Genomic DNA, 24103 nt, shown 5'->3' with positions numbered 1-24103 from the left:
GCAGGTTGGACCGAACGGGCGATTTTCGTATAACGCGGCATGCATCTGGCATACGTTCGGAGACGGGAACGAGAGATGAGGAACGGCGGAATGGTACCTGCGACCACGTTCCACCACCGAGGATACGCAAAAATCCACAGTTTTAACACCAAGTCTGCGCTTACTTGATGCGCACACGCCCACTTCGCGCGGAACATTCGATTTCTGACCTAACCCTCCCGATAGGCCGCCCGAATCAGCATGGCGTGGCAACCGCACAATGGCGGAATTCCAACCCTGTGCCTTCGCGCGGCAGCCGCCGGATCGGCATGCTACCCGGTGCATGAGGTCAGAAATCGCATTGCGCGAGCATTTCCCCGGTAAGGTCCGTGACCACGCGGCGCCCGGCGGGCACAGAGAACGCGCGAACCCCGTCGATGAACGCTTCGGCCCACCGACCGTCGCTGACGATGCGGAACGTGCGGCCGTCCCACTCCTGCGTGTAGTCCGTGGACGCCTTGCCGCAGGAGCCCCAGATGACCCGGTCGAACTCGATGTGCACGCCGTGCATGCGCGAAAGGTATTCCAGCACGGACAGCATGCAGGGGCCGTATGCGTCCTGCCGCTGCCCGGGGAACGCGGACTCGTACGGCCGGCCGGTGAACGGGTCGAACTGCTGCACGAACGCGCCGTCGGGGCCGATCGCCTCCATGAGCGCGCGCCCGAGCTTGGGAATCAGCTCGTAGCGGCCGTATCGCTCCAGCGCGCGGATGGCCCGCTGGTAGGTGAGTGCCTCGGACGCGCCGCTCCAGTTGTTGGTGGGCACGTTGCGGAACAGCGGGTCGTTGACCGCCACGCTCGGCAGCGGCATGGCCGGCCAGAATTCGCGCGGATTGGTCAGGTGCTCGTCCACGAACCGGTTGGCCATGGCGGGCGTGATGGCGCCCCAGTACATGGTGCGCAGCGTGTTGTGCAGCAGCACGGGCATGACGCGGTGATGCCTGTCGCGGTCGAAGTAGGCACCGCGACCGTCGTCCCACAGGTACTCGCGCATGCGGTTCAGCACCTGATCGGCCTTCGCGCGCCAACTCGCGGATTCCTCCTGCTGACCGGCAAGCGCGCAGATGCGGGCCAGCACGTCGCGCGAGGCGTACGAGTAGCCCATGAAGTCCATCGACGCGATCGGCACCACCTCGAAGCCGGTCGGCGGCGTGTCCGGCCGCCACTGGGTGGGCGCGTCGGCGAAGCGCAGGGCGTGGTCCTCGCCGGTGTCGAACTGGCACCACGTCTCCAGGCAGCCGTCGCCGTCGGAGTCGCGCGTGGCCCACAGGTAAGCGTCGAAGCGCTTGAGCGCACGGTACAGCGCGTGCAGATAGTCCGGGTTCCTGCCCGTCAGGTAGTACATGTTGAGCGCCGGCTCGGCGAAGCAGAAGCCCTGGAACTGGTTGAACTGCGGGTCGACCACGCCGCCCTCGCACGCAATCGCACCGGCGAGCCTGCCATCCTCGCGCTGGGTCTCGATGAAGAACAGCTGGTTGTTGAGCCCGACCTCAAGATCGCGCTTGGCGTACATCTCGCCGCCCATCGGCTGGGTCTCCAGCCAGATCTTCTCGTATCCGCCGCCCTCCACCAGTACCGGCCGCCCCGCAAAGTCCTTGATGTTACCGAGCGACTTGGCCTCGGCCGCGTCGAACAACCGCTGCTCCAGCTCGTCGTCCGTGGAAAACGTGACGCGTGATTGCGGCATATCGGGGCTCCTTTGCTCCTCGGACTCTTGTTTCTTCAGCTTCCGGCTTCACGCGGATTCCGACGTGCCCAGCTTAAAGGATGCCTCGGTCGGCGCGACGCATAACGCGGTTCACGCGACAACTTCGCAACGAACTTCGCAGAGCTTCGCATCATCTTAAGATCGTTGCGAAGTTTTACGAAGCTTTACGAAGTTGGCTGCGAAGTTCGTCATAAAGCCGACCGCAATATTCGCGGTTCTCCAAAGCCCCGCCGGCGGTCGCAGGCCAGCATGAGCGGCAGCGCGAAGATCATCATCCATGGGGACTGCGGCCCGAACGGCGGGGAGCCCATGGCGAACGGATCGAAGCCCAGATACTGCAGGGCGATCGACCACGCAGTTTCCGTGGGACTCACGATCACAGGACTCATAGCCGTGGCACTCATACCCACAGGATCCGCCACCCCAATGCGGTACGGCAAATACAGCACGCCGAGCCCAAACCGCGTGTTCATCATGGCAAGCCAAAGCAGGGAGAACGCCGTCATCACCACCGCAATGCCAGCCGGCGAACGACGGAACCGCCACAGCAGTACTCCGAGCACGATGAAGCATGCGCGATAGTCCCACATGGGCACGAGCCCGAAGAACGCGGCGACGAGGTGCCGATGGTCATACAGCGCCGGAACCGCATGGAACGGGAGCACTGCGTTGAGCAGCGCGAACCACGCGGCCTGCCACAGCACGTACGCGCCAAGACCGATGAGTCGCCGACGACGGTCATGCCAGAAGAGGAACGTGACGAGGAGCGCGATCTGCACCAGCGCGGGGAATGGATTGACGTCGATGTGCAGCGGCGTTTGCAGAGCCGCCGTCATCACGCTGGCCATATGCAGACGAATGAGGAAATCAACCCGGTTACGCGTCCGTTCGAAGCCCCGCCCCACCAGAAACGCGCACAGCGGCATGGCGATCTGCCCCGCCCAAGCGAGCCAGATCGGGGCACCGGGAATGAGTTGCGCGGTGACTTGCGCGATCAGGCATGCGGCCGCCATGACGGCGAGCGTCAAACCGTTCATAGCGTGTATTCCTTCCTCTCGATCGTCCGTGCAATTGCCCGCATTGCCTGCGGAACAATCCATCAAGGATGTCCGCTGATCGTCCTTCGGACTACCCTCACGGCTTGGCCATCCGATTGCCTGCGTGACCGCCGCGTGACCATCCGCCTCATCGCCCGCTCCGCTGCCCGATATCCATTCACCCGCCCGACACGGCATCACGACGGCACGGCGGCAACGAAGGCTATTTATCGGACATCCCCGCTGAAATCGCTCGCCATGCCGTCGCCCGCCACGGTGAAATACCATTCCTCCTGCGCCTGCATGCCGGCCACCCGGAATCCGGCCGCGCCATGCGCCTGGATGCGCACTTCACAGGCCATCACACGGCTCCACGCCCACCACGATCGCATGATCTTCCATACGCGCACGGTCATGCCTCCGTCACCGTCATTGCGCACGAACACGTCGTAGCGCTGCTTGCCGGTGAATCGGCGCGCGGAATACAGCACGAACGAGTCCCCGTCGCCGGGCGGCATGCTGCGTCCGGAGAACTCGAATGCGGGATAGACGACCGTGCGACGCCGCACGCCTTGTTTGATCGGCGCAAGGCTCATGGTTTGCGCGGGCATCGCCAACGGTCGGGGATCGCGGATGGCGGCGGGGGAGACGGGGTCCGTCGCTTCGATGAAGGGCCCGGACGTCGCCTCCGCGGGAGACCGCCCGGGCCCGGCAACGGTACCTGCGAAAGCGGCCACAAGCACAACCAGCAGCACGCATGCGCCGGCCAGTGCCGGCCCGCCGAGACGTTTCATGATCTTCATGCCTGCATGCTATTCGAGCGCAGTAGCCGCTCATCGAAAAGATGATGCACTAATCCAGCAAGCGTCCAATCGCAAAGAGCATCGCAATGTGCACGGGATAGAACACGTAGAAAAACCATTTGGCAGCACCGCCGCCGGCACCGCGTCGGCCATTGTATAACAGCAACAGCGGAAGAGAAGCGATCATCATCCACTGCGGATATTCCATCAGGGAACGACCCATAACCATGGGATGCATGCCAACAACCGATGCCATTTGATATGTTATGTAGTACCAATATGAATGATAATCAAACCACACTGTATCCAGAAGAAAATTCAGCAAATACCGATTATTCATCATCAGCACATACGAAATCGTAAAAATCGAAAAAGATAGCGCAATACCGAGTTTTGACTTCCCATACAACCAAAACAGAACGCCCATTATTATAAAGCCATACCCATATTCAAATGGACCAAAATTGAATAGGGCAAACAAAACCGGACTATAATAACTCAACACAGCATTATCAGTATTATAAATAGCGTAATAATACAAAGCATCACACACAACTTGCCATAGACAGTATAATGCTATTCGCCAAATCTTAGCCTTATTGCTTTGTTTGGAAATGATGTCAATAATAATAGCTATTTGCAATAAAGTTGGGAATATATTATTCGGTATTTGCAATGCGACTTGCAGCAGAGACATCACCACGCCGGCAAGGTATAGCCGCAACATGTATCGCTTGCGGTCGCGCGTATGTTCCATGCCCTGACCTATCAAAAACATGAATACAGGCATCGCCATGCGCCCCACCCAACGCATTTCCACTGGCATATGCGGAATAAACATGCCAATATGATCAATCACCATGATGACGCAGGCGATGATCTTCAGATCGAAACCCGTAAGACCGTTTCCAGCAATGAGCGGAATATGTTGCAAACGCACTTTCATCGCAATCACCAACCATCCAAGGAAAAGATAGATGGAATAGCAGCCACTACAACCAGATATTATCTTTTCGCAAAAACCTTCTCATTGATATTTTTTGATATTTATCATGACAAGATAATGATAAAACCGTCCATCCGTATATCATCTTTTAGATGATGAATATACCCTATCCGAAATCAGTCACTTAGCGACCGATAAAATCGTAGGAAAACGGCACGGTTATCTGTAATACATCCTTAAAAGATGGTACCGTAACCCAACAGACGCCCGACAATGAACAGCACCATAATGTGCACGGGATAGAACACGTAGAACAACCACTTGGTGCAGCGCCCGCCACACCCGCGACGACCGTTATGCAGCAGCATGAACGGCAGCGCGAAAATCATCATCCACCCCAAATTGTCGGAAGGCAGATTTTGCGCGGGATAGGCGTAGACCAGACGGTTGGCGAACAACACCCTATGCAACGTCTGGTTCAGGGATTCCGCCTCATTCCACTCCATTCCCAGCAAACGCCCCGGCAATTGCAGAATGGCCATGGCATAGGATTCGGAATATATCAACATGCTCACCACGCCGATGAGCGCCATGGTGACGGTCACATGCGCCCGCGACTTGCGGCACAGCCACAGCCCCACGCCAACGGCCACGTAGAACAACCCGTAGTCCATGAACAGGGCCATGCCGAACAGGCTTTGCAGGAATCGTTCGAGGTCAAACGACGCGGACCACTGTGAATAATACGACTCGGGAATCAGCCGGACGACCCGCGCCACGCCTTCGTACAGCAGCACGTACGCACCCACCTGCCACGCCACGTACAGCAGCGCGTACCGTATGCGCGTGCGCACATCGGGCTCCAGCAGCATGCAGATGATGATCGCCGTGTGCAGCAGCACCGGAAACACGTTCACGCCCAGTCCCGGCCATGGCCAGGCCGCCAGTATGAACCCCGTCGCCACGCTGGCCGCATACAGCCGCAGCAGGTACCGCCGGCGGCTACGCGTATATTCGCAGCTCCATCCGACCTGATAGAGGAAGATCGGCAGAGCCGCCTGACCGATCCACGCGAACGCAATGGGCGTACCCGGCACGTACATGGCGATGCTGCCGAACACCATGCACACGCATCCGACGATCTTCAATCCGAAGCTGCTCAGACCGAACCGCCGCCCGGCCGTCGTTGACGTTTCCATCATTCCCTCCCCTGGACATCGCCGCGGCGGCGAGCCGACGCAAGCGGCACCGTGGCGGACAGCACCCACACGCCGTCCTCCAAACTCGTGTGCAGCGTGCCGCCCAGCGCGGCCACCCGCCTGCGGTGCAACGCCAATCCGCGTCCCGCATGCGGCACCGCGCCGGGCGCATTTTCATCGGAATCCACCGCCACGCCGTTGGACTGCACGATCGTCACGCGTTCCTCGGCCACGGTCACGCGCAGCGCATAGTCGCCGCCGTGCGGATCGGCGTGTCCGGCGATGTTGGTGTACAGCTGGCCAAGCAGATCCAGCACTTCCCGCCATGCGTCCGCACTGCCCACGGCACCCGCGTCCGCAGCACCCATGTCTGCGCCAACGCCGGACCGATCAACCTCCACGACCGTCTGCCCGCCGAATCCCAGCGCATGCAGACGATCGTCGCCGCTGTGGGCCAATGCGCGCACGGCGGCCGGATAATCCTTCATGCCCGGGGACTCAACCGATGCCTCAACCGGGACGGGAATCACGGACTGATCGCTCACCGCATCCGCCTGCCTGCCGCCGAGAATGTCGATCACCTCGCGCAGCTGCCCGAGCGTGGCGCGTGCCGTCCGGGCCACCAGATCCCACGCCTTGTCACTCCCGTCGGAAGCCGCCGCGTCCGCGGACGCCGCCTCCCGTTCCGCCGTGAGCGCGATGACCGTCAGCCCCTGCGTCACCGAATCGTGGATGCGGCTGCCGAGTTCCAGATCCCGCTTCATGCGCGCGTTCTCCGCCGCCACGCGTTTGGCCTCCTCGATCCGCCCGCGCTCCACCAGCGCGTATCCGGCGAGCGCGGCCAGACAGAACGAGCCGTCCAGCGACACGATGCTGGCCATGTTCCACAGCGGGTATCGACCCAGCATCACACCGCCCGCCGTGCCCGCCACGCCCAGCAGCAGGGTGACCGCCAGCGCCGCGTGTTTGCGACGGTACGCGAGCATGCCGTAGACGAACCACAGGCTCCACACCGGCATGGGCAGGATGATGCGGGGCGTGAGCGCGGCGGTGACGGCGATCGCGACGACGCCGAACGAGCCGAACGCGGGCCACCAGTAGGTTTCCATGACGAGCAGCGCGTACAGGCAGGTGGTGACCGGCACCAGATTCGACATGGACCGGTTCGCCACGCCATCGACGATGGTGAGCAGCACGGTGGCGGCGATGAGCGGCACCGCGTAGGGGCGGGCCGAGCGCCTGAGACGTTCCATCCACGTCATTGCGCACGCCCCGATCCGGATGCGGCCCGCAACGCCGTCCACCGCTGCACGGCCTGCAGCTTGTTGCGCACGCCCAGTTTCGCGATGGCGTGGCGGACGTGCGTCTTCACCGTCGATTCGGTCAGTCCGAGCTTGGCGGCCACTTCGCGGGAGGTGTAGCCCTGAATGCAGTAGTCCATGACTTCGATCTCCTTGTCGGACAATCCCCGGAGCAGCGCATTGCTCTGCTCGTCCGCTCCCGGTCCTGCACCGCCGTGTCCGGAGGAGCGACCTGCGGCATGCCCCGCGCACAGCCTCCGATGCGCCTGCGCCGGCGTGGGAAATCCGTCCTCCGCGTATGGCCGTCCCTCCGCGCACGCGACGATCCGCCGCACAAACATGTCCGTGTCCGCCTTGTCCAGCAACGCCTGCGCCCCGGCACGCATCGCGGCGTCACGGTACCGGTTGAGCGAATACGAGGTCATGGCAAGCAGCGCGATCCGGTCGGACAGCATGCGAATCCTCCGGCACACGGTCGCCCCGTCCACGTCGTCCATGCCCATGTCCACCAGTACCAGATCGGGCCGGGACGCCACGTCCACGCACCGCTGCACGGCCTCCTCGCCACCCCGGACCGCCCAAGCGATCGTGATGCCGAACGGTTCCAGCCGCTGCCGCAAAATGGCGCGCAGGGCGACGAGCACCATGGCGTCGTTGTCCACCACGCCGATGCGAAATCGCTGGCCATCCCGGTTCGCTCGTTCCACCCCGCTCATGTCTCCAGCTTATCTTGGGCGCGCTCGGCATCGTCTTTTGGATGACGGACGGCGACTGGTCAGATGCGCACTTCTCAAAAATTTTGAGAAGTTTTGCCATTTACTTCTCAAAATTTTTGAGAAGTGTGAGCACGCGCAACCAGTCTCCAACGCCGTCCGCCAACGCGCGGCAACGAACGCGTTCCCGCGGCCCGGCGAACGGTATGCTCAAAGGCATGACAACGACGTACACCTCCCACACCATCAACTTCGGCGCCCGCGGGCACGACATCACCACCGCCACGGATTTCGACTCGCTGGCCGACGGCCTCGCCGCGCAGGGCGCGCACTGCACGCAGCTGGCGCTCGGCAAATCGTTCCCGCACATGCCCTCCGGCGCCGCGGCGATCAACCCCGGCATGGGGGAGCGCTGCCGTCTGGCGCTGGCCGCGCGGGGCGTGTCCGTGGCCGTGATGGGCTGCTACGTCAATCCGATGGACAAGTCCGGCGGCGAGCGCGAGGCTGCCGTCGCCACGTTCGAAGCGTATCTGCGCCACGCGCGGTACTTCGGCGCGCCGGTGGTGGGCACGCATCCGGGACGGCTCACGCCTGATGGCGGCGACGGCGGCGAATCGCCGGCCGCGTGGGCCGAGTTTGTGGACCTCGTGCGCCGGCTGGCCGACGTGGGCGAGCGGTTCGGCGCGATCGTGGGTCTGGAGCCGTGCCCGCACCACGCGCTGCACGATCTGGACAGCACCGAGAGGCTGCTCGACGCGGTGGATTCGCCGTTCCTCGGCATCATCCTCGACCCGGCCGGGCATGCGCTCGACGATCCGGCGGGCAACGACGCCGCCGATCCGCGCGACCCGGCCGAGCGTGAGGTTGCGGTGACCGAGGCCGCGTTCCGGCGGTTCGGCGAGCGCATCGTGGCCTTCCATCTCAAGGACTTCACGGTGCCCTCCGGCACGGCGCCCTCCGCCACGAAATCCGCTGCCGGCACAGCGCCCTCCGCCGCCGCGGAGATCACCCCCTGCCAGATCGGCGACGGCATCGCGCCCGTGGCCCGTCTGCTGGAGATCGTGGACGCGCACCGCCCCTACCTGCCGGTCATCACCGAAGGCACGCTGGACGACCGCATCGGCGAGACGATTCGCCAGTTCGCGGATTGACGATCCATGCGGTTTCGGATTTCGCAGCTCCCGATTCCGTCCACGCACACAACACCCACATCTCACATCAGATTGAGCGGATTGTTGAGCGGATTGAGTATGCGGCACCCAACCCGGACTTTCCCGCACTGGATCCGCTCAATCCACGAACGTCTTCCGACAGATTGAGCGAAACGGATGCCCAACGAGCGTTCAAGGACCGCTCACGCATCCAATCCGCTCAATCTCCGACCATCATCCTGCAGATTGAGCGGATCCAGTGCGTAGCACGCTTGAACATGCTCCTCACGCACTCGATCCGCTCAATCCATAATCAACCACCCGCAAATTGAGCGAAACGGATGCCCCACCAGCCTCGCATAGGACGCCATAGGATTTCACAAGCCTCCGCGGCCCTCCAGCGCACTCAATCCGCTCAATCCGCAACTGTTCTCCCACGGAATGAGCAGCTCCGGCCACGGGCTTCCCGGCGTACGATCGGAGGCATGAGCACGGCGATGACGAATGCGAACAGGTTCCGGCGCGAACACCTCGAATACCGCGAGCGCCGGGAGCATGAGGTGCGCGAACGGGTCGCCCATGCGCGCAAACGGGCGCGTGAGGCCACTGCGGCGCGCAAGGAGGCCCAGCGCCGGGAGCGTCTGCTGCGCCGGTCGGCCGCGAACCGGAACCGCCCCGAACGCGACTACATCGCCAAGCCCCGGCTGCGCGGCGTGATGCACCTCGTCACGTTCCCGCTGGCCGTGGCCGCGTCGATCGTCCTCATCTGCGTGGCCCCGTGGGGCGCCGTCAAGATCGCGTGCGCGGTGTACGGCGCGACGGCGATGCTGCTGTTCGGCAACAGCGCGCTGCTGCACATCGGCCATTGGGGGCCGCGCATGAACAAGGTGCTGTGCCAGATCGACTACTGCAACATCTTCCTCATCATCGCCGGCACGAACACCCCGTTCCTCTTCGCGCTGGACGGGCGCATCCGCTGGCCGTACCTCATCGTCATCTGGTCGGCGGCGCTCATCGGATCCGTCGCGCACGTGATCTGGTACCACAACCACGACTGGATCTTCACCATGATCTACATCGTGCTCGGCCTCGCACCGGTCACGCTGCTGCCGTTCCTGTGGACGGCCCCGGCGGTGGGACCGGCGGCCACGATCCTCATCGCGGCGGGCGGCGCGGCCTACATCGCGGGCGCGGTCTGCTTCGCGTGGCGCAGGCCCAATCCCGTCCCCGGCTGGTTCGGCTACCACGAGGTGTTCCACACGGGCACGGTCGTCGGCTACGCCTGCCACGTCGTCGCCGTCTACCTCACCGTCTGCGCCATGCGCTGACCGTCTTACAACCTCCGCAGGGCCGCCTGCACCGCCGGACCGGGCAGGAACGTGCGCCACGCCGTCTGCCCGCCCCACGCCGTGACGATGCCGAAGTACTGCCGCCTCGCCTCGGGACGGCTCATGGTCAGGTCGTGGATGCCGCCGCGGATGCGCGCGATCGAGACGAGGTCGCCGAGCTTCAGCGCCGCCTCGCGGATCGCGGTCACGTCGAGCACCACGTCGCATGAGCGCATGGCCTCGTCCCACGTGCCCTGCATCATCGACCGGTCGGACGTGCATACGAGCACGGGCATTTGGATGTCGAGCCCGGCGGCCACCTCCGCCTGCCCGTTGAAGATCGCCTGCATCCATCCCGCCCGCGGCTGGAACTGCGCGCCCGTGGCCGCGAGCGACGAGGGATAGTCCCATTCGCCGCCGGTGGCCTTGTCGATGGTGCGGCCGTAGAAGCCCGGGTCGTTGAGCGGCAGCGGGGTCTTGCCGCCGGCCAGCAGGAACCCCTTGAGCACCGGCGTGGAGATGAGGCGGAACGTGGTGTTGCCCTGCAGCTCGAGCCACGGGGAGTTGAGGGCCAGCGCGTGGACGTGGTGGGGCCGCTCGCGGTTGGCCCACAGCGACATGATGAGCCCGCCCTCGGAGTGCCCGATGCCGAGGATCCGCACGTCGTCGCCCAGGTCGCGCACGATCTGGTCGCGCAGGGCGTTGAGCTCGGCGGCGTACGCATGCAGGTCCTCGATGTACCCGGCGGTTTCGCCCGGCCGGTAGCTGCGCCCGTACCGCCGCAGGTCCACGGCGTAGAACGCGACGCCCATCGACTCCCAGTATTCGGAGGCGTGCCGGCGATAGAAGTAGTCGTTCCAGCCGTGCAGGTACATGATCGCCAGCGGCTTGCCGAGCATGCGCAGACGCAGACGGCGCAGGCGTTCGATCAGACCGAGCTTCGCGGGGTCCTTGCGCACGAAGGTGGCCACGGCCTCACCGTCGGCTCCCTCCGTATCCGGTCCGAGATGGACTGTGGCGCGCTGATAGCCGTCGAGAATGTCGTCGTCCTCCCACGGGTCCACGGTCCATGGATCTGCGACTTGCGCGGCCTCGTCCCGCACGTCGTTCGCACCCGCGGAGCCCGAACCCAACGTTTCCTCCGTATCCGTCGCATTTGCCCCGGATACGGCGGCGGCCGCCGATCCCGTTTCCTCCGGAATCGACGGCCGCCCGTCGTTTGCGTCATTCACGCCGGTCATGGCGTCAGTCATCGCCCAATGTGACGTGCACGCCGCCCACGAGGGCGCACACCACGTTGTACAGGAACGCGCCGATGGTGGCGAGCACCATGACGAGCACAACCTCGAAGATCGAGAAGATCGTCACGGCGCTGATCACCGTGCCGAACTGGAGCACGCTGGCCAGATCGAAGTTCAGGCCGGTGTTGGACATCATCGTGGTGATGCTGGCGAACAGGCCAGTGGCGTCGAGCAGCGCCCAGACGAGCCCCACGGCGACGATCTGGATGATCGCGCCCGCGATGGCCAGCAGGAACGACACCTTGGCCACGCTCCACGGGTCGACGTGCGTGAGCGACAGCTTCATGCGACGGGCGCGCGGCACGGCGCGGCGGGCGGAGGACAGCGGCACCGCCGGGCGCGGCTGCCTTCCCGCCTCGCGCGGGGCCGCGGCCGGCACCTCGTTGGAAGCCACGGAACGGGCCTCGCGCCCCAGATGCTCGGCGCGGGGCTCGGTGGCCTGCGGCTCGTTCATGTTTTCGGTCATGGCTTCTCCTTGAGATCGGTCTTAGGGCAGATTACCACTACTCTTGCACAGCGTCGCCGGCCTCGGCGGAGGCTTCACCGGATTGCGACGCATCGGCCGGAGCGGCGGTCTCCGAAGCGGTCTCGCCCGAGGTCTCGGACGCGGAATCCGCAGTCTCGTCCTCGTCGTCGTCCTTCTCCTCGTTGCGCGCGATGGAGATGATCTCGTCGCCCTTGTCCGGCTTGGCGAGCGTGACGCCCTGCGTGGTGCGCCCGGTGCGCTTGACCTCGGCCACGTCGGAGCGGATCACCTTGCCGGACTTCATGATCGCCATGATCTGGTCGTCCTCCGCCACGATCACCGCGCCCACGAGCGTGCCGCGCTCCTCGGTCAGCTGCACGGCCTTGACGCCGTAGCCGTTGCGGCCCTGCAGGCGATACTCCTCGATGGCGGTGCGCTTGGCGAAGCCCTCGTTGGTGACCACGAGCAGGTCCTTGTCGGTGTCGCCCCAGACCACGTCCATGGCGAGCAGCTCGTCGCCGTCGCGGAACTTCATGCCCTGCACGCCGGCGGTCTGGCGGCCCATCGGGCGCAGCTGCTCGTCGTTGGCCTGGAACTTGAGGCTCATGCCGAGCTTGGAGACGAGGATGATGTCGTCGGTGGAGTTGCACAGCGCGGCGCCCACGAGCTCGTCGGTCCACGAACCGTCCTCGGACTCCATGAGGCGCACGGCGATCAGGCCGCCCTGACGCGGGGAGTCGTACTCCGCGAGGCGCGTCTTCTTGATCTTGCCGGAGCGGGTGGCGAGCACCAGGTACTCGGTCACCTCGTAGTTCGGGATGGACAGCACGGTCTGGATCGTCTCGTCCGGGCCGAACTGCAGCAGGTTCGCCACGTGCTGGCCCTTGGAGTCGCGCGACCCCTCCGGCAACTCGTACGCCTTGATGCGGTACACGCGGCCCTTGTTGGTGAAGAACAGCAGCCAGTTGTGCGTGGACGTGAGGAAGAAGTGGTCCACCACGTCGTCCTCGCGCAGCTTGGCGCCCTTGACGCCCTTGCCGCCGCGGTGCTGGGCGCGGTATTCGTCGGCCTTGGTGCGCTTGATGAACCCGGAGTGCGTGACGGTGACGACCACGTTCTCCTCGGCGATCAGGTCCTCCACGTTCATTTCGCCGCTGAACGGCAGGATCTTGGTGCGGCGGTCGTCGCCGTACTTGGCCACGATCTCGTCGAGCTCGTCGCCGATGATCTTGCGCTGGCGCTCCGGCTTGGCGAGGATGTCCGCGTAGTCGGCGATCTTGCGCTGCAGCTCCTCGTGCTCGTCGAGGATCTTCTGGCGTTCGAGGGCGGCGAGGCGGCGCAGCTGCATGGCCAGAATGGCGTCGGCCTGCACGCCGTCCACGTCGAGCAGCTCCATGAGGCCCGTGCGCGCGGTCTCCACGTCCTTGGAGGCGCGGATGAGGGCGATGACCTCGTCGATCATGTCGAGGGCCTTGAGGTAGCCCTGCAGGATGTGGTCGCGCTCCTCGGCCTCGCGCTTCAGGTACGCGGTGCGGCGGGCGATCACGTCGAGCTGGTGCTTCACCCAGTGGCGGATGAACGCGTCCAGCGACAGGGTGCGCGGCACGCCGTCCACGAGGGCGAGCATGTTCGCGCCGAACGTCTGCTGGAGCTGGGAGTGCTTGTACAGGTTGTTGAGCACGACCTTCGGCACGGCGTCGCGCTTGAGCACGAGCACGAGGCGCTGACCGGTGCGGCCGGAGGTCTCGTCGCGCATGTCCGCGATGCCGGTGATCTTGCCGTCGCGCACGGCCTCGCGGATGGAGACGACCAGACGGTCGGGGTTGACCTGATACGGCAGCTCGGTGACCACGAGGCACATGCGCCCGTGGATCTCCTCGGTGTTGACGACCGCGCGCATGGTGATCAGGCCGCGGCCGGTGCGGTACGCCTGCTCGATGCCCTTGTGGCCGAGGATCGTCGCGCCGGTGGGGAAGTCCGGGCCCTTGATGCGCTGCAGCAGCGCCTCGAGCAGCTCCTCGCGGGACGCGTCCGGGTGCTCGAGAGCCCAGTGCACGCCGTCGGCCACCTCGCGCATGTTGTGCGGCGGGATGTTGGTGGCCATGCCCACGGCGATGCCGGAGGAGCCGTTGACCAGCAGGTTCGGGAAGCGCGCGGGCAGCACGGTCGGCTCCTGCGTCTTGCCGTCGTAGTTGGGGATGAAGTCGACGGTGTCCTTGTCGATGTCGCGCACCATCTCCATGGCGAGCGGGGCCATGCGGCACTCGGTGTAACGCATGGCGGCGGCCGGGTCGTCGCCGGGGGAGCCGAAGTTGCCCTGGCCGTCCACGAGCATGTAGCGCATCGACCACGACTGGGCCATGCGCACGAGGGTGTCGTAGATCGCGGCATCGCCGTGCGGGTGGTACTTGCCCATGACCTCGCCCACCACGCGGGCGCACTTGTTGTAGCCGCGGTCGGGGCGGTAGCCGCCGTCGTACATTGCGTAGACCACGCGGCGGTGCACGGGCTTCAGACCGTCGCGCACATCCGGCAGGGCGCGGTCCACGATCACGCTCATGGCGTACGCGAGGTACGAGTCGCGCATCTCCTGCTGCAGGTCGCGCTGCACGATCGCCGTGCCCTTGAGCAGGCCGTAGTCGGTCTTGTCGGCCTCCTGCGGGCTCAGCGGCTCGCTGGAGCCGTCGGGCGTGGGCTGGCCGTCGAAGATCTCGCCGTCGTTGGTCTCGCCGTCGTTGTTGTTGGTTTCGTCTGCCACTTACAAACTTCCTTTTGTTCCGTCAAACCGTCATCGGGACGCCGTCACGCGCATCACGCGTCAATGCTCTGCTGTCCGTTCATCTCCGCTCACGCGTCAATGAAGCGCGCGTCCTTGGCATTGCGCTGGATGAACAGGCGGCGCGGCTCGACCTCGTCGCCCATGAGCATGGAGAACGTCTCGTCGGCCTGGGCCGCGTCCTCGATGTGGATCTGCTTCAAAATGCGGTGGTCCGGGTCCATGGTGGTCTCCCACAGCTCCTGGTACGTCATCTCGCCCAGACCCTTGTAGCGCTGGATGCCCTCGCCCTTGGGCAGCTGGCGGCCGGCGGCCTTGCCCTCGGCGAGCTTGCGGTCGCGCTCGGTGTCCGTGTAGACGAAGTCGTGCGGGCCCTTGGTCCACTTGAGGCGGTACAGCGGCGGCATGGCCACGTACACGTACCCGGCGGTGATCATGGGCCGCATGTAGCGGAAGAACAGCGTCAGGTTCAGCGTGGCGATGTGGGCGCCGTCCACGTCAGCGTCGGCCATGATGATGACCTTGTGGTAGCGCACCTTGTTGAGGTCGAAGTCCTCGCCGTAGCCGCCGCCCACCGCGGTGATGAGCGACTCGATGGTGTCGGACTTCATCATGCGGTCGAGGCTCGCGCGCTCGGTGTTGAGGATCTTGCCTCGCAACGGCAGGATCGCCTGCGTGATCGGGTTGCGGCCCTGGATGGCGGAGCCGCCTGCGGAGTCGCCCTCCACGATGAACAGCTCGCACTCGGAGGGGTTGCTCGACTGGCAGTCCTTGAGCTTGTCCGGCATGCCGGCGGACTCGAAGATGGACTTGCGGCGCGTGTTCTCGCGGGCCTTCTTGGCGGCGATGCGCGCGCGGGAGGCCTCGATGGCCTTCTGGATGATCATCTTCGCCTCGGACGGGTGGGCGTCGAACCAGTCGCCGAGCTTTTCGGTCATGACCCTCTGCACGAAGGTCTTGGCCTCGGAGTTGCCGAGCTTCGTCTTGGTCTGGCCCTCGAACTGCGGGGTGGTGAGCTTGACGGACACCACGGCCGTCAGTCCCTCGCGCACGTCGTCGCCGGAGAGGTTCTCGTCCTTGTCCTTGAGGATGTTCTTGTCGCGCGCATAGCGGTTGATCATGCCCGTCAGCGCCGCGCGGAAGCCCTCCTCGTGGGTGCCGCCCTCGGTGGTGGAGATGGTGTTGGCGAACGTGTGCACGGCCTCGGAGTAGGCGGTGGTCCACTGCATGGCCACCTCGGCGGAGATGCCGAGCTTCAAGTCCTCGGCCTCGAAGTCGATCACGTCCTCCTCGACCGGCGTGGCCTTGCGGGACTTGACGAGGTAGGCCACGTAGTCCTTGATGCCGTTGGCGTACTGGTAGGTGACGGTCTGGTGCAGCTCCTCGGCCACGTTGTCGCCGTCGCCCGCCACCTCGTCGCCGGCCTCGTCGAGCTGGCGCTCGTCGGTGAGGGTGATCTTGAGGCCCTTGTTGAGGAAGGCCATCTGCTGGAAGCGGCTGCGCAGCGTCTCGAAGTCGTAGACGGTGGTCTCGAAGATCGCCGGGTCGGCCCAGAACGTCACGGACGTGCCGGTGGACTCGCCCTCGTCCATCGGGCGGCCCTTGGCCAGGCGCGCGGTGGGCTTCTGGTTGATGTAGGTCTGCGTCCAGTGGAAGCCCTGGCGGCGCACCTCGATGTCCACGCGGGTGGACAGGGCGTTCACCACGGAGATGCCCACGCCGTGCAGGCCGCCGGAGACCGCGTAGCCGCCGCCGCCGAACTTGCCGCCGGCGTGCAGCTTGGTCATGACGGTCTCGACGCCGGAGACGCCCTCGCCGGGCACCTCGTCCACGGGGATGCCGCGGCCGTCGTCGACGACGCGGATGCCGTTGCCCGGCAGGATCGTCACCTCGATGTGGCTGGCGTATCCGGCCAGGGCCTCGTCGACGGAGTTGTCGACGATCTCGTAGACCAGATGGTGCAGGCCGCGCGGACCGGTGGAGCCGATGTACATGCCCGGGCGGATGCGCACGGCCTCAAGGCCCTCGAGCACCTTCAGGTCCGAGGCGTCGTAATGCTCGGGAGCCAGCGAATCGTCCAGCTGCGAATCCTGCAGTTCGTCGGATTCGGCGTCCGGCGTTTCCCCAGTATTGAGTTCTGCCACTGAAGAGTTCCTTTCATGCGCCCGATGCCCTCCATGCCGAGGGTCGCTGCGCTGTCATTACCGTCCCAAAACGCGAATAAAGGGCGTTTCTGGGCGTTCACATACCGATGGCTAGGGTACCAGCAATAAAGGACGTCAGCGCCTTGTACGCCCGTATCGCCCTTGGCTGAACGAGCCTGCGCGCGGGCCCGTGACCACGATTCGTTCGATCGGCAAACCAACCAGCCGCTCGGCGATCTTCGATTGCAGCTGCGGTATCAGATAGGTCAGCTGCGTGGCCCACACCGTCGATTCGGTGCGGATGGTGAGCACGCCGCGGTCGTAGCCGGCCGGGCGCGAATGTGCGGCGATGCCGGGGCCCACCACCTGGTCCCAGTGGTTCTCGAGCTGCGCGAGCTTCAAGTGCGGTCCCCAGTTGCCGCGGATGGCGAGCACGTCCGCCACCGACGCCAGCCGGCTCGGGTCTCGCCCCGGCTTGCCGAAGCTCTCCCACGCCTTCTCGGCCCGCTCCTCGCGCGCGCGGCGGGAGAACTGGCGGCGGGTGAAGCGCTCGAACACCTGCGCGGGCAGCTTGCGCGCGTCCAGCTTGAGGGTCTCCGCGATCGGCGGGGTCATGCGCCCGCCCCCGCAACCGCGTCCATGTCCGCGTCCGAGTCCGAGTCGTCCAGCAGCGCGGCCACGTCGATCACGTGCGCGCCCGCGTCCGGGATGTCGCTGTGGGCGGCCACGGTGATGAGCACCTGCTCCTGGTCGGCGGCGAAGTCGAGGATCTGCCCGCGCCGGGACTCGTCCAGCTGCGCGAACACATCGTCGAGGATCACCACGGGCTTGGCCCCGGATTCGCCGACGAGCTCGAACAGCGCCATCTTGAGCGCCAGCGCCATGGTCCACATCTCGCCGTTCGACGCGTACTCGCGCGCCGGCATGCCCTCGAGCTCCACGGTGACGTCGTCGCGCTGGGGGCCGAGCAGGTTCACCCCGCGGGACGCCTCGCCCGGGTAGATGCGGCGGAAGTGTTCGCTGATGTGCGGTTCGGGGTCCTCGAAGGCGAGCACCTCCTCGAAGTTCGGCTCGTAGACGAGCCTCGCGCGCTGCGTGCCGCCGGTCAGCCGCGCGTAGATCTGCCCGAACGGCCCGTCGAGGCGCTCCACGAGTTCGGCGCGCATGCGGGTGAGCGCCACGCCGGCCTCGATGAACTGGCCGGTCCAGATCTCCAGCCCGCTCAGCGCCGCGTCGATGGGCTCGCGACCGTCGCGCCCCGCGATGCGCTTGAGCAGGGCGCCGCGCTGCTGGGCGATGCGGCCGAAGCGCTGCGCGAGGTCGTAGTAGCCGCTGGAGAGCAGGGCGCCGGACTGGTTGAGGAACCCGCGGCGCCCGGCGGGGTCGCCTGCCACGAGCCGCTGGTCCTCCGGGGCGAACGTGACGCACGGGATGCGGCCCAGGATGTCGCGCATGTACAGGGACGGGCCGCCGTTGATGCGCGCGCGGTTGGCGCCGCGGGCCGGCACGGTGAGCTCGTAGGTGACGGTCCGGCCGCCGTCCTCGACGTTCGCGCGGACCGTCGCCGTCCGCTCGCCGCGCTGCACCAGCGGCAGCGACGACGAGACGCGGTGGCTGCCGCCGGTGGCGAGCACCTCGACGGCCTCGACGATGTTGGTTTTGCCCAGACCGTTGCGGCCCTGCAGAATGTTGACCCCCGGCTCGAAGTCGAGCACGCAGGAGGTCCAGGACCGCCAGTGGTCGAGGGCGAGACGGCTGATGCGCATCAGGAGTTGAAGCGCATCGGCACGAGCAGGTAGCGGTAGTCCATCGACTCGTCGGAGTCGGCCTCCTGCTGGCCGTTGAACTCCACGGCCTTGACGGCGGTGGTCATCTTCATGCGCACGAACGGCTCGGTGATCGCCGCGAGGCCCTCCACGAGGTAGGAGGGGTTGAAGGCCACGGTGATGTCGTCGCCGTCCATGTCCACGTCGAGGGTCTCCAGCGCCTGGGCCTCGTCCACGGCGCCGGCGGACAGGGTGAGCTCCTGGCCGGCGAAGACCATGCGGATCGGGGCGTTGCGCTCGGCTACCAGCGAGACGCGCTTGATCGCGTCGATGAGCTGCTGGCGGTTGATGACGACCTGGATCGGGTAGTCGTCCGCGAAGAGACGGTCGACCGCGGGGAACTCGCCGTCGATGAGCTGCGAGGTGGACACGCGGCCGGCGTTCTCGAAGCCGAGCATCGTCGGGTTGTCCTCGTCGAAGTCGATGACCACGTTCTGCGCGGTGTCGAGCGAGCGGGCGACGTCCTTGAGCAGGCTGCCGCGCACCAACGTGACGGTGTTCACGTCCGGGTTCTGCGGCGTCCACGTGAACATGGCGCGGGACAGGCGGAAGCGGTCGGTGGAGGTCATGACGACCTTGTCGCCCTCGAACGTGATCTTCACGCCGGTGAGCACCGGTCGGTTCTCCTCGCGGGAGACGGCGACGGAGGCCTGAGCGACGGCCTGAGCGAACGTGGGGCCGTCCACCTGGCCGAGCTTGGCCGGCACGATCGGCAGGTCCGGGTACTCGGCGTCGGGCATGAGCTGCAGGGTGAACGTGGACTTGCCGGAGGAGATGGTCATCTTGGAATCGTCCGTGGCGAGGTACGCCTTCTCCGCCGGAAGGCTCTTGGTGATGTCCGCGAGGAGCTTGCCCTGCACGAGCACGGAGCCGGCCTCGTCCACGCCGGCTTCGATGTGGTGGCGGGCGGAGACTTCGTAGTCGAACGCGCTCAGCTGCAGCGTGCCGTCGATGGCCTCGAGGCGGATGCCGGCGAGGATGGGCGTCGCGGGACGCGCGGGGATGACGCGCGTGGTCCAGGCGACGGCGTCGGCGAGAGCGGAGGAGTTGATTTCGACTTTCATGGTGCCCCTTGGGTTGTGGTTTCGGCTGATCGGATCTGGATTTCATTCTAGCCGGGAGCAGGCCGGGCCCGCAGGGCCTTCGGCCGGGCACTGGTGATGGCGGTGATGAGCTTATCTATATCAATCATCGTCATAATAAGGGCGGTGGATGGTGTGGATAAGTCGGATTTTCGGCGGAACGGCGGTTGTTCACAGCGTTGTGCACAGGGGATAACATGCGAATGGACTTGTGGATAAGTGGGTGGGTTATCCACCGATGTCGAGGCTTGGAAAAGTTTTCCACAAATTCGGTGGATGGATCCACATATTGTGAACAACCGTTTTCGGCGTTTTCCACGGCTTATACCCTGCGGTTACCCACATTCGTGCACAACCCTGTGGATAACTTTGAGGATAGTGCGAGGCCGCGGAAATCCGAGTTGTGCACATCCGCCGATTCGGCCGGCCGCATTCCGTCAGTTGTTCGGATGCTGCTTGAGGCGGACCGTCAGCTCCATCACGTAGTTGTACGTCTCGCGCTTCTCCTGCATCTCGTCGCTGATGCGCTGGTAGGCGTGCAGGACGGTGGTGTGGTCGCGCCCGCCGAACACCTGGCCGATGTCGAACAGGGACATGCTCGTCATCTCGCGGGCGAGGTACATGGCGATCTGCCGCGCGTTGGCGATGTTCTTGGTGCGCGAGCGCCCCACGAGGTCGTCGAAGGTCAGGCGGAAGTACTTGGCCACCTGCGTGATGATGTCGGTCGGCTTGATCTCCACGTCCGTGGCGAAGAAGTCCTGCAGCGTCTGCTCCGCGAGGGCCCGCGTGACGGGCTGGTTGTTGAGGCTCGCGACCGCGGTGACGCGCGTCAGGGCGCCCTCGAGCTCGCGGATGTTCTCGGTGAAGCGCTCCGCGATGAGGTCGAGCACGTCGTTGGGGACGGCCACGTTGTTGCGTGAGGCGATCATCCTGATGATCGCGATGCGCGTCTCGAGGTCCGGCGGCTTGACGTCCACCGTCAGTCCCGAGTCGAATCGGGAGATCAGGCGGGCCTCGAAGCCCTTGAGGTTCTTGGGCGCCACGTCGGAGGCGATCACGATGCGCTTGTTGGCCTGGTAGAGCGCGTTGAACGTGTGGAAGAACTGCTCCATCGTCTCGGTCTTGCCGCTCAGGAACTGGATGTCGTCGATGAGCAGCACGTCCACCTCGCGGTAGCGGCGGTTGAATTCGGCGATCTGGCCCTGGGAGCGCGCGGAGTTCTGCAGCGCGGAGATGAACTCGTTGGTGAACTCCTCGCTGGTGACGTACAGGACCTTCAGCGTGGGGTCCTTGACCAGGGCGTAGTTGCCGATAGCGTTGAGCAGGTGGGTCTTGCCCAGGCCCGACCCGCCGTAGATGCACAGGGGGTTGAAGTCGCGTCCGGAGCCCTCCGCCACGGCCAGCGCGACCGTGCGCGCGAAGCGGTTGGAGTCGCCGGGGACGAAGGTGTCGAACGTGGCGTTCTTGTTGAGGTGCGTGCCCGGGTCGCGCTCGATGCGGCGGCCGTCGGCCGGGTAGTTCGGGGTGTCGAACGTGGGCTGGACCATCGACTGGTTGGCGTAGGACTCCGCCAGCTCGGCGATGCTGGGCTGCTCGGGCATGCGCGGCGCCTTCTCCGCGTCGCGGCGGCGCTCGGGCTCGGCCGCGGGGGCCTCCGGCCACGCATCGCGCTCGCGCTGCGGTTCGGGCTTGCGCGGGGCCTCCTTGGCCTTGGGAACCACCTTGACCGCGGGGAACATGTCCTTGCCCGTGACCATGTTGAGCGCCTCGAGCAGCGGGGCGTTGAGCACGTCCATGATCGCCTGCTGCGTGGCCTTGCTGGAGACGCGCAGCACGATCGTCGTGCCGAACACGGCCTCCGGCTCGATGTCCCCGAGCCACCCCTTGTCGCGGGCCGTGAGCGAATCGTTGTGCTGCAGCAGCTGCAGGACGGTGCCCCAAATGCGCCGGGTGTCGGCGTCAGGCGTGGTCTGGCCCATCGGGGGTCACCTCCGTTCCTCGGGTCGCGCGGGCGAACAACAAAATAGACAGTAGACCATATTTACACGTCTTTGGGAAAGTTATCCACAACGTTCGCGTGTTGCGCCCGAAAAACCGGTGAATAACATGTGTGTAATTTGTGGATAACCCTCGTCCGCCGCAATCTTCCCAGCCGGACGGCGGTGGATGCCCAGTTATCCACAAATGTGAAGGAATCGGTGGATAACTCGGTTCCTCGCCGCCTCCCGTTCCGCGGCATTTGACTGTGTCGCGCCGGGTGTGTAATTTGGTATAGCTTGACTTCAAGAGAAGCCGTGCGCACGCATGGCTTAAACAGACCCGGGAGTTACAACTATGAAGAGGACATTCCAGCCCAACAACCGTCGCCGTCACATGAAGCACGGCTTCCGCGTTCGCATGCGCACCCGTTCCGGCCGCGCGCTGATCAACCGTCGCCGCGCCAAGGGCCGCAAGACCCTGTCCGCCTGATCGCCACGGAACCGTCGGCCCGAACGTGGAACGGCTTAGAAGCCATCAGGAATTCGTCGCGGTGCTGAAGACCCGCGCGAAGGTCGGTTCGAGGGACATCGTCGCGCACTACCGCGTCCCCTCGTCGCCCGATGGCTTGCCGCAGCGTCGATTGGGACTGGCGGTATCCAAGGCCGTGGGCAAAGCGGTTGCCCGCAACGGGGTGAAACGTCGGTTCCGACAGTTGGCCGCCCGTTATGAGGACCAGCTGCCGGAATCATGCGACGTCGTGCTGAGGGCCAAGCCTTCGGCCGCCCACGCCGAATACGCGCAGCTCGAGGAGCAGATCTCCGGCATGTTCCGCAAGATCGCGTCCCGCAGCGCCAAGGTCGCGGACTGATGGCCTTTCCGGCGATCGCAGCCAGGGCCATGGGCGCCATGATCCGGTGGTATCAGCGCTGGATCTCCCCGCTGTCCCCGCCGCGGTGCCGGTATTATCCCAGCTGTTCGGCCTATGCCCTCACCGCCATCGAACGTTTTGGCGCGCTCAGGGGAGGGTTGCTCGCCGTGTTGCGCATCGCGCGGTGCATGCCATGGAATCCCGGCGGCATCGACGACGTTCCCCGGCGGTTCTCGCCGTTTTATCGGTTCTCGTGGTCCAAGGCCCATGAGGAGCCTCGTGTGACGCCACTGGCGTGGGAACCCAAGGAATAGGACCCAAAACATTATGTACGATTCCCAGCATTTTACGCTTGACAGCGGTTTCTTCGGATTCTTCTACACGATCCTGAGGCCCATCGAATGGCTCCAGACGTGGATCATGAAGATCTTCCACGACTTCCTGGTGCTCCTCGGCTTCCAGGATGGTCCCGGCATCGCGTGGGTGCTGTCGATCGTGTTCCTCGTGCTCGTGGTGCACGCCATCATCCTGCCCGTGTGGTGGCACTCCATGAAGTCCATGCGCAAGACGCAGGCCATCCAGCCCGAGATCATGAAGATCCAGCGCAAGTACAAGGGCAGGAACGACCCGGCCAGCCGCGAGGCCATGAGCCGCGAGACGATGAAGCTCTATCAGGAGAACGGCGCCAACCCCATGGGCTCCTGCGGCATCGCCATCGTGCAGGGCCCGGCCTTCATGTCCGTGTGGTACACGCTGTCCGCCGTGTCGTACATCGCCACCGGCGTGCGCGAGCCGCTCGGCGCGTTCACCCAGCCCGTCGCGGAGGACTTCGCCAACTCTATGGCGTTCGGCGTCACGCTGTCCCAGCGCTTCACGGAGTCGGACACGCACGGCAAGATCATCATGGGCATCTTCATTGCTCTCATGTGCCTGACGCTGTTCCTCATGCAGTTCAACAACATGCGCAAGAACCTGCCCAAGGCCTCCATGCAGGGCTCCATGTACACCATGCAGAAGGCCATGGCGTTCGGCTTCCCGGTCATGTACATCTTCTCCGGCGTGATGTTCCCGTTCGCCGTGCTGGTCTACTGGATCACCAACAACGTGTGCAACCTCATCCGCTCCCAGTACCAGATGTACGCCATCCCGACGCCGGGCTCCCCGGCCGCCGAGGAGAAGGAGATCCGCGACCACAAGCGCGAGAACGCCCGTCGCGAGAAGGCCGGCGAACCCTCACTCGAGGAGGAGGCCCTCGCCAAGGCCAAGGAAGACGCCGCGCGCAAGGCCGAGACCGGCTTCCAGCGCCAGCAGCCCGTCCGCCGGAAGAAGCGCAAGTAGGCGCCTTCCATACCCGTCACAGAGACGACCGCCGGCCGCGTGGAACGTTCGCGAGAACGCGCGCGGCCGGTCCCGTTCCGCCACGCCGTCCGCGGCA

General features: G+C 65.0%; 21 protein-coding genes. 6 read left to right on the top strand and 15 right to left on the bottom strand.

Translation table 11 applies throughout. The features are described from left to right. Nucleotides 1-328 precede the first annotated feature (328 nt). The 7 genes from DSM100685_RS05380 to DSM100685_RS05350 form a co-directional block, all read right to left on the bottom strand. On the bottom strand, nt 329-1726 hold the full coding sequence (locus DSM100685_RS05380) for an MGH1-like glycoside hydrolase domain-containing protein (RefSeq protein WP_152350333.1): 1398 nt from the start codon (nt 1724-1726) through the stop codon (nt 329-331). Nucleotides 1727-1935: 209 nt separating this feature from the next. Further along, entirely contained in the window at nt 1936-2784 is an 849-nt protein-coding gene (locus DSM100685_RS05375) for a hypothetical protein (RefSeq protein WP_152350332.1), read from the bottom strand. Between the two features lie 227 nt (nt 2785-3011). Next, nucleotides 3012-3587, bottom strand: coding sequence for a hypothetical protein (locus DSM100685_RS05370; protein WP_152350331.1), 576 nt, complete (start codon nt 3585-3587; stop codon nt 3012-3014). A 49-nt stretch (nt 3588-3636) separates the two neighbouring features. Continuing rightward, nucleotides 3637-4542, bottom strand: coding sequence for a TraX family protein (locus tag DSM100685_RS05365; RefSeq protein ID WP_240811891.1), 906 nt, complete (start codon nt 4540-4542; stop codon nt 3637-3639). A 227-nt stretch (nt 4543-4769) separates the two neighbouring features. Further along, nucleotides 4770-5735 (bottom strand): TraX family protein, encoded by a 966-nt coding sequence (locus DSM100685_RS05360; protein ID WP_152350329.1) that lies wholly within the window; start codon nt 5733-5735, stop codon nt 4770-4772. After that, nucleotides 5732-6985: a histidine kinase gene (locus tag DSM100685_RS05355; protein ID WP_163200970.1), complete on the bottom strand. Its 1254-nt coding sequence runs from the start codon at nt 6983-6985 to the stop codon at nt 5732-5734. The genes DSM100685_RS05360 and DSM100685_RS05355 overlap by 4 nt, the downstream gene beginning before the upstream one ends. 5 nt (nt 6986-6990) lie before the next feature. Beyond that, the gene (locus DSM100685_RS05350) at nt 6991-7749 is read right to left on the bottom strand and encodes a response regulator transcription factor (RefSeq protein WP_152350327.1); all 759 of its coding nucleotides are present in this window, start codon (nt 7747-7749) and stop codon (nt 6991-6993) included. Between the two features lie 215 nt (nt 7750-7964). Here DSM100685_RS05350 and DSM100685_RS05345 point away from each other — a divergent pair, with 215 nt between their 5' ends. Both DSM100685_RS05345 and trhA read left to right on the top strand, forming a co-directional pair. Further along, nucleotides 7965-8897 carry a sugar phosphate isomerase/epimerase family protein gene (locus tag DSM100685_RS05345; protein WP_163200972.1) on the top strand — a complete coding sequence of 311 codons (933 nt, stop codon included), beginning with the start codon at nt 7965-7967 and terminating at the stop codon, nt 8895-8897. 485 nt (nt 8898-9382) lie between these two features. Further along, nucleotides 9383-10225, top strand: coding sequence for a PAQR family membrane homeostasis protein TrhA (gene trhA / locus DSM100685_RS05340; protein WP_152350325.1), 843 nt, complete (start codon nt 9383-9385; stop codon nt 10223-10225). Between the two features lie 5 nt (nt 10226-10230). Here trhA and DSM100685_RS05335 read toward each other — a convergent pair whose 3' ends face one another. The 8 genes from DSM100685_RS05335 to dnaA form a co-directional block, all read right to left on the bottom strand. After that, a complete protein-coding gene (locus DSM100685_RS05335) occupies nt 10231-11358 on the bottom strand; it encodes an alpha/beta hydrolase (protein ID WP_239512662.1) in 1128 nt (375 codons plus the stop codon). Nucleotides 11359-11470: 112 nt separating this feature from the next. Continuing rightward, nucleotides 11471-11992 (bottom strand): DUF3566 domain-containing protein, encoded by a 522-nt coding sequence (locus tag DSM100685_RS05330; RefSeq protein ID WP_152350324.1) that lies wholly within the window; start codon nt 11990-11992, stop codon nt 11471-11473. 37 nt (nt 11993-12029) lie between these two features. Then, nucleotides 12030-14750: a DNA gyrase subunit A gene (gene gyrA, locus DSM100685_RS05325; RefSeq protein WP_420837375.1), complete on the bottom strand. Its 2721-nt coding sequence runs from the start codon at nt 14748-14750 to the stop codon at nt 12030-12032. An 89-nt stretch (nt 14751-14839) separates the two neighbouring features. Further along, entirely contained in the window at nt 14840-16864 is a 2025-nt protein-coding gene (gene gyrB / locus DSM100685_RS05320; RefSeq protein WP_239512669.1) for a DNA topoisomerase (ATP-hydrolyzing) subunit B, read from the bottom strand. 183 nt (nt 16865-17047) lie between these two features. Continuing rightward, entirely contained in the window at nt 17048-17527 is a 480-nt protein-coding gene (locus tag DSM100685_RS05315; RefSeq protein ID WP_152350322.1) for a DciA family protein, read from the bottom strand. Then, complete coding sequence (recF, locus tag DSM100685_RS05310; RefSeq protein ID WP_152350321.1) at nt 17524-18678, bottom strand: DNA replication/repair protein RecF; 1155 nt, start codon at nt 18676-18678, stop codon at nt 17524-17526. The genes DSM100685_RS05315 and recF overlap by 4 nt, the downstream gene beginning before the upstream one ends. After that, the gene (gene dnaN / locus DSM100685_RS05305; protein WP_152350320.1) at nt 18678-19802 is read right to left on the bottom strand and encodes a DNA polymerase III subunit beta; all 1125 of its coding nucleotides are present in this window, start codon (nt 19800-19802) and stop codon (nt 18678-18680) included. Before dnaN ends, recF begins: the two co-directional genes overlap by 1 nt. Nucleotides 19803-20257: 455 nt before the next feature. Beyond that, nucleotides 20258-21799, bottom strand: a complete 1542-nt coding sequence (gene dnaA, locus DSM100685_RS05300) for a chromosomal replication initiator protein DnaA (RefSeq protein WP_152350319.1) — start codon at nt 21797-21799, stop codon at nt 20258-20260. Nucleotides 21800-22154: 355 nt separating this feature from the next. Between dnaA and rpmH the strand changes: the two genes are divergently transcribed. Genes rpmH through yidC form a run of 4 tightly spaced genes read left to right on the top strand, consistent with a single transcriptional unit; the run spans nt 22155 to nt 24006 of the window. Then, nucleotides 22155-22289 carry a 50S ribosomal protein L34 gene (gene rpmH / locus DSM100685_RS05295; RefSeq protein ID WP_152350318.1) on the top strand — a complete coding sequence of 45 codons (135 nt, stop codon included), beginning with the start codon at nt 22155-22157 and terminating at the stop codon, nt 22287-22289. 25 nt (nt 22290-22314) lie between these two features. Beyond that, complete coding sequence (gene rnpA / locus DSM100685_RS05290) at nt 22315-22668, top strand: ribonuclease P protein component (RefSeq protein ID WP_152350317.1); 354 nt, start codon at nt 22315-22317, stop codon at nt 22666-22668. Beyond that, nucleotides 22668-22982, top strand: a complete 315-nt coding sequence (gene yidD / locus DSM100685_RS05285) for a membrane protein insertion efficiency factor YidD (protein WP_420837374.1) — start codon at nt 22668-22670, stop codon at nt 22980-22982. The genes rnpA and yidD overlap by 1 nt, the downstream gene beginning before the upstream one ends. Nucleotides 22983-22995: 13 nt before the next feature. Next, entirely contained in the window at nt 22996-24006 is a 1011-nt protein-coding gene (gene yidC / locus DSM100685_RS05280) for a membrane protein insertase YidC (RefSeq protein WP_152350316.1), read from the top strand. Nucleotides 24007-24103: the final 97 nt, after the last annotated feature.

The sequence above is a fragment of the Bifidobacterium avesanii genome, from assembly GCF_009299475.1.
GTDB classification, from domain to species: domain Bacteria; phylum Actinomycetota; class Actinomycetes; order Actinomycetales; family Bifidobacteriaceae; genus Bifidobacterium; species Bifidobacterium avesanii.
Note: the sequence above shows the minus strand (reverse complement) of the source record. Positions and strands in the feature narration are given on the sequence as shown.